This window comes from Acutalibacter muris (assembly GCF_002201475.1).
Classification (GTDB): Bacteria; Bacillota; Clostridia; order Oscillospirales; family Acutalibacteraceae; genus Acutalibacter; species Acutalibacter muris.
Map to the genome: position 1 here is coordinate 1,605,175 of NZ_CP021422.1, position 13,369 is coordinate 1,618,543.

9 protein-coding genes are annotated in these 13,369 nt (G+C 57.7%); all 9 read left to right on the plus strand.

Annotated features, from left to right (window positions below; all coding sequences use genetic code 11):
• Positions 1–261 precede the first annotated feature (261 nt).
• The 9 genes from ADH66_RS08165 to ADH66_RS08205 all read left to right on the plus strand — a co-directional run bounded on the left by ADH66_RS08165 (position 262) and on the right by ADH66_RS08205 (position 13,137).
• A complete protein-coding gene (locus ADH66_RS08165; protein ID WP_066533631.1) occupies positions 262–1,230 on the plus strand; it encodes an ABC transporter permease in 969 nt (322 codons plus the stop codon).
• A complete protein-coding gene (locus ADH66_RS08170) occupies positions 1,224–2,162 on the plus strand; it encodes a carbohydrate ABC transporter permease (RefSeq protein WP_084384154.1) in 939 nt (312 codons plus the stop codon). The genes ADH66_RS08165 and ADH66_RS08170 overlap by 7 nt, the downstream gene beginning before the upstream one ends.
• A 74-nt stretch (positions 2,163–2,236) precedes the next feature.
• Positions 2,237–3,916, plus strand: a complete 1,680-nt coding sequence (locus tag ADH66_RS08175; protein ID WP_066533628.1) for an extracellular solute-binding protein — start codon at positions 2,237–2,239, stop codon at positions 3,914–3,916.
• A 125-nt stretch (positions 3,917–4,041) separates the two neighbouring features.
• Positions 4,042–6,177, plus strand: a complete 2,136-nt coding sequence (locus ADH66_RS08180; RefSeq protein WP_066533626.1) for an alpha-amylase family protein — start codon at positions 4,042–4,044, stop codon at positions 6,175–6,177.
• A 31-nt stretch (positions 6,178–6,208) separates the two neighbouring features.
• The gene (locus tag ADH66_RS08185; RefSeq protein WP_201448072.1) at positions 6,209–8,293 is read left to right on the plus strand and encodes a family 10 glycosylhydrolase; all 2,085 of its coding nucleotides are present in this window, start codon (positions 6,209–6,211) and stop codon (positions 8,291–8,293) included.
• Entirely contained in the window at positions 8,293–10,242 is a 1,950-nt protein-coding gene (locus ADH66_RS08190; protein WP_066533624.1) for a family 10 glycosylhydrolase, read from the plus strand. Before ADH66_RS08185 ends, ADH66_RS08190 begins: the two co-directional genes overlap by 1 nt.
• 34 nt (positions 10,243–10,276) lie before the next feature.
• The gene (locus tag ADH66_RS08195; protein ID WP_066533621.1) at positions 10,277–11,182 is read left to right on the plus strand and encodes a sugar phosphate isomerase/epimerase family protein; all 906 of its coding nucleotides are present in this window, start codon (positions 10,277–10,279) and stop codon (positions 11,180–11,182) included.
• Between the two features lie 20 nt (positions 11,183–11,202).
• The gene (locus ADH66_RS08200) at positions 11,203–12,168 is read left to right on the plus strand and encodes a D-2-hydroxyacid dehydrogenase (protein ID WP_066533620.1); all 966 of its coding nucleotides are present in this window, start codon (positions 11,203–11,205) and stop codon (positions 12,166–12,168) included.
• Between the two features lie 15 nt (positions 12,169–12,183).
• Positions 12,184–13,137, plus strand: a complete 954-nt coding sequence (locus ADH66_RS08205; RefSeq protein ID WP_066533619.1) for a 2-hydroxyacid dehydrogenase — start codon at positions 12,184–12,186, stop codon at positions 13,135–13,137.
• Positions 13,138–13,369 lie beyond the last annotated feature (232 nt).

Here is a 13,369-nt window from a genome sequence, read left to right on the forward strand (position 1 = left end):
TAATAAAAAAGTGTCCTTGCCGTTGGCATTTATATTATAACCATCCCAAGGGGTGGAAAGCAATTTGCATCTATTGAAGGAGGGGGACAAAAATCCACAGAAATATTCAAAAAACAAGAAGATTATACGAAAATTGAAGGGGGGGAAGGGAGAGATTCAATAAATGCTCGTGGACATTTAGAGAGTTATTGTGTAAAATGCACTCATACCCCCGAGGGGGGCCGGTGAAAAATCTATCAGCTTATAAGGAGGGGTGGTCATATGACAGCCGCTAAAAAAAGCACTGCCGGCCGGAAAAAGGCGGCGCGACCAAGGGAGAAAAGGAACTGGGGCAGGCTCTGGTCCAATATCCGAAAGAACTGGCTCTTATACCTGTTCCTGCTGCCCATGGCGGTGTACCTCATCATATTCAACTACGCGCCGCTTTACGGAATACAGATAGCCTTCAAAGACTTCAGGGGCGCGTTGGGCATCTGGGGAAGTCCATGGGTGGGGTTCAAGCATTTTGAATCCTTCTTCAATTCCTACCAGTTCAAGGATCTGCTGTATAACACCCTGACCCTGAGCTTCTACCAGCTGGTGGCCACAATACCAATGCCGGTGATACTGGCGCTGCTGCTGAACTATACCACCGTGCCATGGTTAAAGAAGCTGACCCAGAGCTCCACCTTCGCTCCGCACCTGATATCCGTGGTGGTGATGTGCGGTATGCTCAATACCTTCAGCAGCTCCACGGGGCTGTTCAACATACTGCTCAAGCAGTTTGGGCTGGAGCCTATCTCATTTTTGGGAATACCCGGCCTGTACCAGACCATGTACGTCATGTCCGGCGTATGGCAGCGCACAGGCTATAACGCGGTAATATATATCGCCGCCCTGTCCAGCGTCAGCGAGGACCTGCACGAGGCGGCCATAGTGGACGGAGCCAGCAAGCTAAAGCGCGTCTGGTACATAGACATACCGTCCATACTGCCCACAATGGTGATTCTTATTATAATGGCCGTGGGCAACCTGATGAGCATCGGCTTTGAGAAGTCCCTGCTTTTGCAGAACGACCTGAATCTGGCCCGCTCGGAGATCATCTCCACCTATGTATACAAGGTGGGCATACAAGGGGCCCAGTACAGCCTGTCGACGGCGGTGAGCCTGTTTAACAATATCATCAACTTCATTCTGCTGATCAGCGTCAACAAGGCCTCAAAGGCACTGTCCGGCAGCAGCTTATGGTAAGGGAGGGCGGCCTTGTGGAAAATGTGAAGAAGCGGGAAAAGAGAGGGAACGCCCTGGCCCAGTCCAGGGGCGACCGGGTATTCGACATAGTGGTGAACTGTCTGGTGGTGCTGGCGGCCATTATCACGCTGTATCCGCTGTACTACGTGGTGCTCTCCTCCATCAGCTCTCCAAACGCTATTATAACCGGGAAGTCGCTGCTTCTGCCTGTGGACGTGAGCTTTGCCTCCTATAGATACGTTTTCGCGGACACGCGCATATGGAGGGGCTATGGGAACACCATATTCTACACCTTCTTCCAAACCTTACTGGGCACGGCGGTGACCATATGCGCCGGGTATGCCCTGTCCAGGAAGGATCTGGTGGGCAGGAATGTCATCATGAAGCTGGTGGTGTTCACCATGTATTTCCAGGGTGGCCTTGTGCCGACCTATCTGGTGGTAAAGAACCTGAAGCTTACGGACACTCGGTACGTCATGATAATCATGGGGATGTTTTCGGTGTTCAACCTGATAGTGGCCCGCACCTTCTTCATCTCAAAGATACCCGACGACCTGTGGGAGGCCGCCCAGCTGGACGGCTGCGGCAATGGACGCTTTTTCGTCTCGGTGGTGCTCCCGCTGTCAAAGGAGATAGTGGCGGTCATACTGCTCTATATTGCTGTGGGCAGCTGGAACTCCTTCTTCAATGCCCTTATCTATCTGTCGAACCAGAAGCTCTATCCTCTCCAGCTTATTCTGAGAGAAGTGCTGCTGGCGGGGCAGACTATCCAAAGCGACGTGGACGCGGCGGATATAGCGGAGATGCAGCGGCTGGCCGCCACCATAAAGTACGCGGTCATGGTGATTTCAACGCTGCCCATTATGGCGCTCTATCCCTTTGTACAGAAGTATTTTGTCAAGGGGGTCATGATGGGAAGCATCAAGGGGTAATTTCTGGTCAGTCCGGCTGGGTACAGGCTCTTTTGCCCAAGCCGTGAAATATAGACAAATCAGGAGGTAAAAAAATGAACAAAAAGCTTAAAGGAATGTTGGCGGCGGCGCTCGCTCTGCTGCTGATAACAGGGACCTTCGCGGGTTGCGGCGGAAAAGAAAATTCCAGCGCAGAGCCCAGCGAACAGCCGAGCAGCAGCTCGTCCGAGGTATCCGTTGATTCCTCCAGTGTGACGGAGGACGGCGGCGAGGCCGCGGACCTTATCCGCGGCAACATCTACAAGTCCGGAGACAAGATCCTAAAGGAAAAGAAGACCTACCGTGTGGCCGTCAACAAGGACCCCAACTCCCAGAACGGCTTTGCGGACAAGCAGTGCGTGCAGGAGACCAACGCCGCCACCAACGTGGACATCGAGTGGCTGGATATTCCCTCCGACTCCTGGAAGGAGCAGGTGAATATCATGATAGCCGGCGATAACCTGCCAGACGCCTTCTGCGGCGCTGAGGTGGACATCATGTCCAATCTGGAACTGTTTGTGCCCATAGGGGACTATGTGGACGAGATAGCCCCTGCGGTCAAGGAGATGCTGGACACGGATACCGTGCTGAAGACGGCGCTTACCGCCCCCGACGGCAAGATATACGTGTTCCCCACAAACAAGGACAACCCCTCCAACCGGGTCGACAATATGCTGTGGATGAACCCCGAGTGGCTGGAAAAGGCGAATATGAAGGCGCCCACCACCACCGACGAATTTGTGGAGGTGCTCAGATACTTCCGCGACAACGACATGAATGGCAACGGCGACCCCAACGACGAGATACCCTTCCAGGCTCGCCAGGCCAACGACTATGCCCATAACCTCAGCGCTATACTCGGCGCCTTCGGCGTGGTGCTGCCCAGCGACTATGTGTATTCTCTGGACGGGGAGACCGTCACCTTCGGCGGCACGGAGCCCGGCCTGTTCGACGCGCTGAACTGGCTGCATATGCTTTATGACGAGAAGCTGCTGGACAATGACACCTTCACCATGACCAACGACGAGCAGAACGCCAAGGCCCAGAACGAGGACGTGCTCATGGGCTCGCTTATCTACTGGATACCCGACTCCATGGACACAAAGTACGCCGACTACATCGTTCTCGACCCACTGAAGGGTCCAAAAGGCGACCAGCTCTGGTACGGCGGCAAGCAGCCCACCGCAACCTTTGGCTACTGCGTTACCACTGCCTGCGAGGACCCCGAGGTGCTTATCCGCTACTATGACTACTGCATGAAGGACGAGACCACCATCATGGAGTGGCAGTGGGGACCCGAGGGAGCGGGGCTGTGGAAGTACACCGACGACGAGGGCCACTGGACCCAGACCCAGGAGTTCGTGCCCGAGGGCACTAACCTTACCTACTTCAAGCGCACCATCTGCGGCAGCGTGAACAGCCCCAACTATATCTGGAAGAAGTACGCCGACCTGGAGGTGGCCGACCCGCGCAACGCCAAGAAGCGCGAGGCGGCGGAGCGCATACTGCCCTACTGTGTTACCATGATGCCCAAGGGCCTGTATGACCCCGAAAAGACTGCGGCCCGCAATCTGCTGCTCACCGATATAGACAACTATATGAGCAAGTTCGTGGCCACCTCGGTGGTAAACGGCCTGACCGAGGCCCAGTGGAACGAGCACCTGGAAAACTGCAAGCGCCTTCGTACCGAGGAGTATGTGGCCATGTGGCAGGAATACTTTGATTCCAAAAAATAAAATAAGAGCACAGAGCCCTGGCTTATGGGCTGTGACGTGAAAGGAGAGGGGAGCCGGGCAGCAGCTGGGTTCCCCCCTCAATATATTAAATATACAATAAATATTTTATAAAGGAGCGAAGGACCATGACGGAGCATAATCTCCCCTGGTACAGGCGTGTGCGCCGCTGGGGACAGACCAATCTGACCGAGGAGGACCCGAAAAACTGCGACCTGGAGTTCTGGAGGGAGCAGTGGAGGCGCACCGCCGTGCAGGGGGTCATCATAAACTGCGGCGGGATCGTGGCCTATTACCCTAGCAGGTTCGGTCTGCAGTACCGGGCCGCGCTGTTGGAAGGACGTGACTACTACGGCGAGTTCAATAAGGCCGCCAGAGAAGCGGGGCTGGCGGTGGTGGCGCGCATGGACATAAACCGGGCCACCCAGGAGTTCTTCGAGGCCCATCCCTCTTGGTTCTGCCGCCATAAGGACGGTTTGCCCATTATGTCCCAGGGACGGTATTTCTCCTGCGTGAACAGCGGCTACTATAAGGAGTATATACCAAGCGTATTGCGGGAGATAATCGAGCGCTATCACCCGGACGGCTTTTCCGACAACAGCTGGAAGGGCTTGGGGCGCAATACCATATGCTACTGCGACAACTGCCGCAGGCGCTTTAGGGAGGACTGCAACGAGGGGCTGCCGGAGAAGGTGGACTGGAACGACCCGGTATACCGTAAGTGGGTCCGGTGGAGCTATGGCCTGCGCACGGAGAACTGGGATCTTTTCAACGAGACCACAAGGAAATACGGCGGCGAGGACTGCCTATGGCTTGGAATGCTAAACGCCGACGTAGCCGGGTCCTGCCAGGGCTTTGCGGACCTGAAGGCCCTTTGCGCCCGCTCGAAGGTGATATTCAGCGACCACCAGTCAAGGGAGGTCATAAGCGGTTTTGAGCAGAATTCCCTTAACGGTATGCTCTTCAAGCTTGCCTCTCCCTCGGAGGACGTGGAGGTGCCGGAGAGCATGGCAAACTATGTCCGGGGCCATAGGGCCTTCCGTCTGGCGGCAAACCCCGCCGCCGAGACCCGTACCTGGATAGCAGAGGGGATAGCTGGGGGCATAACGCCGTGGTTCCACCATGTCGGCGGCGGCCGGCGGGACAGGCGGCAGTTTGATACCCCTGTGCCCATGTTCCAGTGGCACAAGGAAAACGAGGAGTATCTGTACGGCAGGGAGAACATTGCCAATGTGGCGGTGGTGTGGAGCCAGCAAAACCATGACTTCTATGGCCGGGACAATATAGATGAGCGCTGCTCGTATCCCCTAAGCGGATTCTGCCGGGCCCTTTCTTCGGGCCGGATACCCTTCCTGCCGGTACATGCCGGCGATATCGGGCGATATAAGGACAGGATAGCGACCCTTATCCTGCCGGACATAGCGGTGCTGACGGACAATCAGACGGAGGAGATATGCAGTTTCCTGGACCGGGGCGGAAATCTGGTGCTGACCGGGCAGACCGGCTCCCTGGACGAGGACGGGAACAAGCGGCGGGATAATAGGCTGCTGAACAGGCTGGGCCTGAAGCTTGGCGAGGAGTTCTTCGGGGCCTCCGGGGATCAGACCGCCAGCTGGGAGTATTACGATATGCACAATTATCTGCTCCTGCCAAAGGACCGGCACCAGATCCTTAAGGGCTTTGAGAAGACGGATATCCTGGCCTTTGGCGGAGGCTTCTATAGGGCGGAGAGCACGGGGCCGCTAAAGCCCATAGCGGGGTACATACCGGCCTTCCCCATATACCCGCCGGAGTTCAGCTGGATACGTGAGGAGCGCCCGGAGCTGGGCACGATCTTCGCAGGGACCCTGGACAGCGGCGGCAGGGTGGTGTACTTTGCCGCGGACGTCGACCGCTGCTTCGGAAGGGAGCACCTGCCGGACCATAGGGAGCTCCTGCTAAGCGGCGTGCGATATGCCGCAGGGGAGAGCCTGCCGGTGAATATCTCCGGGCCCGGAAGGCTGGACTGCACCATCTACCGCCAGGGGGACAGAAGGGTGCTTCACCTTGTGAACCTGACGGACTGCTCCATAAACCCCGGCTACTGCGAGGGGGCGGCCCCCATAGGGCCCATAAAGGTCTCGCTGCCTGTCAAGAGCAGCGGAGACGACTATAGGGCAGAACTGCGGGTGTCCGGCGGCAGACCCGGTGTCACGGTGAAGGGCGGCAGAATTGAAATAGTGATAGAGCGGATAGAGGACCACGAGCTGCTGGTGGTGGAATGAGGCGATACCGTAATAAAAGGAGTGGAGTATAGTGACAGAGAAAAAATACTGGTGGCACGGACCCCTTCGTGTCCTCCAGACCAACCTTCAGGTGATGGACACACCAAAGATGGACCCGGAGAAGATCGCCTGTGAAATCGTGGAGATGGGCGGCAATGTGCTGGTCACCAATGTGGGGGGCATATACGCCTGGTATGAGAGCCGGGTGAAATATCACCATATTAACGAGTGGCTGCCAAAGGGGAGGGATCTTCTGAAGGAGCTTATCGACGCGTGCCACAGGCACGGCGTAAAGCTGGTGGCCCGGTTCGATTTTAGCAAGGCCGACGACCTGGCCTATCAGAACCACCCCGAATGGTTTGTGCGCGAGCCGGATATGTCTCCGCGGGTGTTCGGTGCCATGCGGCCCGGGGCCTGGTCCAACCTGTATCTGACGTGTATAAACGCCGGGTACAGGAATAATGAGGTGGCTGTGCCGGTGCTGGAGGAGGTCATAGATCGTTACGACATCGACGGCATATTTTTTAACGCGCCCAATTATGAATACTGCTGCTGCGAGGCCTGCAAGAGGAAATACCGCGAGCTGTACGGCAAGGAGCTGCCCATGGACAGCTCCGCCGTGGAGCAGAACACCACCTACGCTATAAAGCAGGCCAGAGGCCTTGAGCCCGGCTTTGCCAGCCGCTGTGTGCGGGACAATATGGAGGGGATATATAGAGCCGTCAAGGCAGAGCGTGTTGACCTGCCGCTGATACTGTATTATAATCTTCATAGGGACAATCTTGACGAGCGCTACGCCACCGCAGACATGATCTGCACCGAATCTCAGGACGTGTTGTCAAGGGGTTGGCGTGACCTGCCGCCCCTATGGCACCCGGTGCTCTCCATGAAGTTCGGGTCCTCGGCTCCCGGCAGGCCCGCGCCCTTTGGCATAATCCACTCCTGCCCGGGGATGGACTGGCGGCATACGGGCCTGCCCACGGCCGAGTACCTGTTCTGGATGAGCGGCGTGGCCGTCGGCGGCGGGAGTATTTGGCACAGTATTACTGGCTTTTGCGGCACCATCAGCGATAAGAGGCTGTTAAAGGCGCTGACCGAGGTGAACCATAAGATAGCGAAGATAGAAGGGGACATGGACAGCGCAAGTCCCCGCTCCGACGCGCTGCTGCTCTGGGGCGGCGGCAAAAGCGCCGAGGGCTGGGCGGATATCCTGATGAACAACCAGCTGCAGTTCGACCTTGCGGCCCCGTATCAGGCCACCAGGGAGCGGCTGGCGGGATATCCCCTGGTCATAGTGCCGGAGGGTTTCCCGCTGGAGAACGGGCTGCCAAAGGTTTTGGAGGAATATGTCAGTAAGGGCGGCAGGCTTATCTTTGAGGGCGCGGACAGAGAGCAGCTGGCGCCTGTGGCGGGGCTTCTGGGCATTTCAGAGTCAATAAGCGCCAGCGAGTCCCTTACCGCCTGTTACTGGCAGTTTGAGCCGGAGGGCGCTCCTCTGCGCGGTGAGGAGTTCCAAAAGACGCCGCTATTGCCTCATAGAGGACGGACGGCTTACTGTAAGCCCTTGCCGGGAACAGCGGTCCTGGCCACGCTGGTGCCGCCCTTCGCTCCGCTGAATTCGGTGGGTGCGCCGCCGGAGCGGGCCAGTATGCTGGTGGAGCACACAGAGCTGCCCCTATGCCTTTACCGTCAGGAGGGGAAGGGTGCGGCGCTGACGCTGACGTTTATGCTGGGCAGGCTTATGGGCGAGTTTAGACTGGCAGAGCACAGCCGCCTTGGGAGGAACCTTGTTCGCTTTATGCTGGGAGAAAAACAGACCTTTGACATGAAGCCGGTGAACGGGCTGGAGGCCTTATGCTATGAGAAGGGGCGGGATATTCTTGTCCACCTGCTAAACGGCGTGGGCCAGCGCCCGCTGATGGACACCATAGAATACCACGGCGCAAAGTTCAGCGTCAGGCTGCCAAAAGGCAGCAGGGCGGAGGGGGTAGAGCTCAAGCTGTCCGGGGAGGAGCCTCTGTGGAAGCAGGAGGGTGAACGGCTTACTATCGAGGTGCCCAGGCTTTCCTACTGGGATATGGTGAAGATAACGCTGGCAAAGAGGGGGGCAGAGTAATGGCATGGTGGAGGGAAAATAATCTGCGCCTTGTGCAGATCAATATGCGGGACATAGACGGTGGTATGGACGTGGATAAGCTTATAGCGGAGCTCAAGGAGTTTTGCTGCAGCGTGGTGATGGTGGGGGCCGGGGGGATATCCGCCTTTTATCCCACAAGGCTTGAGTTCCAGCGCACGTCCCCATGGCTTGAGGACCGGGACCTTCTTGGGGAGATAATAGAAAAATGCCACAGAGAGGGCATAAGGGTAATAGCCAGGTTTGACTTCAGCAAGACCCACCAGAGCTTCTTCCGCCGGCACCCGGAGTGGTACTACCGCTCTGAGGACGGCCGGGCCGTGCCCTATAACGACACGGTGGCCACCTGCGTCTGTGGCGAGTACCAGCAGGAGCGCGCACTGGAGATAATCGGGGAGGTGCTGCAAGGATACCCGGTGGACGGCATCTTCTTCAATATGTTCGGCTTCATTACCTGGGACTACAGCGGGAATTACTACGGCCCCTGCCACTGCGACTGCTGCAAAAAGCGCTTTGCGGAGTTCAGCGGCGGAAAGGAGCTTCCAAAGACCGAGGACCCCGGCGAGCCGGACTTTAGGGAATACCGGGCGTTTCAGGAGCAGGTGGTGGAGGAGCTGCTGGGGCGCGTCCACAGGCTGGTGAGGAGCTATGGCGACGATATAGCGGTCTGCACCTATCACCACAGCGACGTGGACATCATCCGGGACGAGAGCAACAGCGCCGTGGACAGGCCCCTGCCCTTCTGGCTGTATAACTCCTCCTCCAACGTGGCAAAGGTGCGCTCAAGCTGGGACAATAAAATTATCAGCAACTGTGTGATAAATGCGGCGGACCTGTTCTACCGGTTCTCCGCCGTGCCCCCGGCACTTACAAGGCTGCGGCTGTATGAGAATATGGCGGAGGGCTCGGGACTGGATTTCTGCATAATAGGCGTGTTCGAGGGCTACCCGGACCAGGACAGCGTCTCCGCCGCCAAGGAGGTATTCAGATACCACGCTGAGCACCAGGAGGTATACGGACGGCTGGATTCCCTGGCGAAGCTCGCGGTGCTCCTGCCCCTTTCACGCCGGGAGAGTCCCGCGTACCGGGGGGTGTTCCGGGCGCTTAAAGAGCTGCACCTCCCCTTTGACTGTATTCTGGACGCGAGGGCGGCGGCGGAGCCGTCGCTCCTTGAGCGTTACACCACGGTGCTGGCCCCGGAGCTTGGGGAGGTGCTGCCGGAGGCTCTGGCGGCGGCCGAAAGCGCCAGTAAAAAACTGGTCCTGCTGGGGTCCGGCGAGATGGACGGTGAGATGCAAAAGCGGCTGGGTCTGTGCCGCACAGGAGAGATTACCGAGAACCGTTCCGCCTACCTTCAGGTGGAGCCCTCTAACGGGCTGGAGCCTCTGGAGGGCCGTGGATGGATATTGCTGGACGGCTCCTTTGCCCGATATACCGGCTGGCCCGGGACACTGCCTAGAGTGGAGAGGGCATGGTTCGGTCCGCCGGAGCGCTGCTTCGGCCATAGGCTGACAGAGGACCGTGGACTGCTGCGCTCGCCGGGAGGTCATGTGCTGCTGCCCTGGGATCTAGGCGGACTGTACCACAGGCTGGGCTATTCGGAGTACCGGGAGATGCTGGGCCTGGTACTTTCAGAGGTATCGCCGGAGACTCTACAGATAGGAGGAAACCTGCCGCCCCAGGTGGAGGCATTCTGGGACAGGTCAGGGGACGGATTCCTTTTGCAGCTGCTGAACCTTACAGGCCACCATGGCGTGACGGTGGAGGAGCCGGTAAGCCTTTCCGGACTATGGGCGGAACTTCCCGGGCGGCTGGAGGTGGACAGGGTCCTTGCGGGGGGAGCCTTCACCGCAGAGGCCGGACAGGAGCGCACCAAGGTCTCCCTGGACAGGCTGGAGGAGTTCGCGGCGGTGCTGCTTAAGGAGATATAATTTCTGTGATATCATTAAGAGAGGACATGAGTGTATGAACGAACCTATATATGCCTATATGAAGCTTGGAACCATCGCCTTTATGAGCTATCCAGATATCATGAAGGGCGAGGGGCCAATGCTGGAGACCATAAAAAAGCTGGCCAAAGATCCCTATTTTACGGCCATAGAATGCAGCTGGATAAAGGACGCTTCGGTCCGCGCAAAGGTGGCGGAGCTGCTTAAAGAGAGCGGCCTTACCGTCTGCTACGGCGCGCAGCCAAGATTTCTGACCACGGGGCTCAACATAAACGACCTCAACGAGGAGGGCCGGCTTAGGGCCCTGGATTCCTTGAGGGAGGGCCTTTATGAGGCCCGGGAGCTGGGCGCCAAGGGGATAGCCTATTTAAGCGGCAGGTACGAGGAGGAGACAAAGGAACAGTCCTATATGGCGCTGGTAAAGTCTACTAAGGAGATATGCCGCCTGGCCAGGGAACTGGACATGCAGGTGGAGCTGGAGGTGTTCGACTACGACGTGGACAAGAAAAGCCTTATCGGGCCGACCCCATACGCAAAGCGGTTTGCCAAGGAGATACGCCAGGAATACGATAACTTCGGCCTTTTAATAGACCTGTCCCACTTCCCGCTTATACACGAGGGGATAGAGGAGTCCGTCCTGCCTGTAAGGGACCTGATAACCCACGTACATATCGGCAACGCTGTAGCTGACCCAGCCCTGGAGGCCTATGGGGACGCGCACCCCAGGTTCGGCTTCCCCGGCAGCGCCAACGGACAGGCAGAGCTTGTGCAGTTCCTGCGCACCCTGCTGGAGGTGGGGTTTCTCAACAGGGAGAACCCGCCGGTGCTCAGCTTTGAGGTGAAGCCCTGGAGGGAGGAGGACCCGGACGTGGTGCTGGCCTCGTGCAAGCGTTTTCTGGACGAGGCATGGAGACTGGTATAAAAACGAAAGGAGAGAGCAGCATGAAGACAGTTATTTTGGACGGCTACGCGGAGAACCCCGGCGACCTCAGCTGGCAGGGCTTTCAGGAGCTGGTGGGAGAGGGAAACCTTACAGTGTACGACTATACCCCGGCAGAGGAGATACTGGCTCGGGTGGAGGAGGCGGAGATAGTCCTGACCAACAAGACGCCCCTGACCGGGGAGACCATCGCCCGGTGCACGAAGCTTAAATATATAGGCGTGCTGGCTACCGGCTATAACGTGGTGGAGGTGAAGGCCGCAAAGGCTCATTCGGTGGCCGTTACCAATATCCCTACCTACGGCACCTCCGCGGTGGCCCAGTACACCATGGCGCTGCTTCTGGAGCTGTGCCATCATGTGGGCGCCCACAGCGACAGCGTGCACAGGGGAGACTGGACAAAAAGCCGGGACTTCTGCTACTGGAACTACCCGCTGATGGAGCTCGGAGGGAAGACCATGGGCCTTATCGGCTATGGACGCATAGGGCAGGCCGTGGGCAGGCTTGCGAAGGCCTTTGGGATGGAACTTTTGGCGTACACGGAGCCCGCGCCCAAAGAGCCGGAGCCCGGCGTCAAATTTGTGGATCTAGAGGAGCTTCTAGGCCGGGCCGACGTGGTGTCTATGCATTGCCCGCTTTTCCCGGAGAATACCCGCATGATAAACGCCCGGCGGCTGGCGATGATGAAGCGCGGCGCATTTCTGCTGAACACTGCCCGCGGCCCGCTGATAGACGAGGAGGCTGTGGCAGAGGCGTTAAAGAGCGGCACACTTGGCGGCGCGGCGTTGGATGTGGTGAGTGTGGAGCCCATAAAAGCGGACAACCCGCTGCTGGGCGCGCCCAACTGCCTTATCACCCCCCATATCGCCTGGGCCGCCAAGGAGTCCAGGGCAAGGCTGATGGATATTGCTGTGGAGAACCTTCGGGGGTTCTTAAACGGCAAGCCGGTAAACGTTGTGAACCCATAATCAGGAGGAATTTGTATGAAAATTGTATTGGTAGAGCCCCTGGGCATAAGCTCTGAGCTGTTGGAAAAATATGCCGGAGAGATACGCGGCTTGGGCCATGAGTTCGTATCATATGCCGCGCGGCCTGCGGACACAGCGGAGCTCTGCGCCAGGGTCGAAGGGGCCGACGCGGTGATGGTGGCGAACCTGCCTTTCCCCAAAGAGGCGGTCGGGGCCAGCGGAAACTTAAAGTATATTGACATAGCCTTCACAGGCGTGGACCATGTTGATATCGCCGCCTGTAAGGAGCGGGGCATCTCTGTATCCAACGCCTCGGGCTATTCGGACGTGGCGGTGGCCGAGCTGGCCTTTGGGCTGATGTTGGGGCTGTCGAGGAATATTGTGCCCTGCAACCAAGTGGTGCGCAGAGCCGGAACCAAGGACGGTCTTGTGGGAACGGAGCTTTTCGGCAAGACCCTGGGCGTGGTGGGAACCGGCAAAATAGGCGCAACGGTTATCCGTATCGCCTTGGCCTTCGGCATGAAGGTAATAGCCCACAGCCGCACGGTAAAGCCGGAGCTGGAGACCCTGGGGGTGAGGTTTACATCCTTGCCGGAGTTGATGGAGGAGAGCGATATCGTCACCCTGCATGTGCCACAGAACACCTCCACAAGCGGCATGATAAGCCGGGAGCTTATCGGCCGTATGAAGCCGGGGGCAATACTCATAAACACCGCGAGGGGGCCGATAGTTGACAGCAATGCCCTTGCCGAGGCCCTGGAAAGCGGCAGGCTGAGGGGCGCCGGCATAGACGTGTTCGAGGCCGAACCGCCTATACCCGAGGACCACCCCCTGGTCAAAGCGCCCAACGCCCTGCTGACGCCCCATGTGGCCTTCGCCACGGTAGAGGCTCTGGAGCGCCGGGCAGAGATCGTATTCGGCAACCTGAAGGCCTGGCTGGCCGGCACTGTCCAAAACTCAGTATGTTGAGCCGGTAGAGCTGAACACAATATCGGAGGAGAAACGCACTGTGCGGGGGCACGGTGCGTTTTTGTTGGTTGCCTATCTTTAACTGTCCGAGGTCTTTAAAGGTTTCATATGTATATCGCGTACAAAAGATATGACAGTCCAATAAAAAATTATCATTTGTGCGTCATGAAGGATTTCAGTATATTAAGGATAAGGAATCGAGCAGATTGTACGATAAGAATTTTCAGTCGAA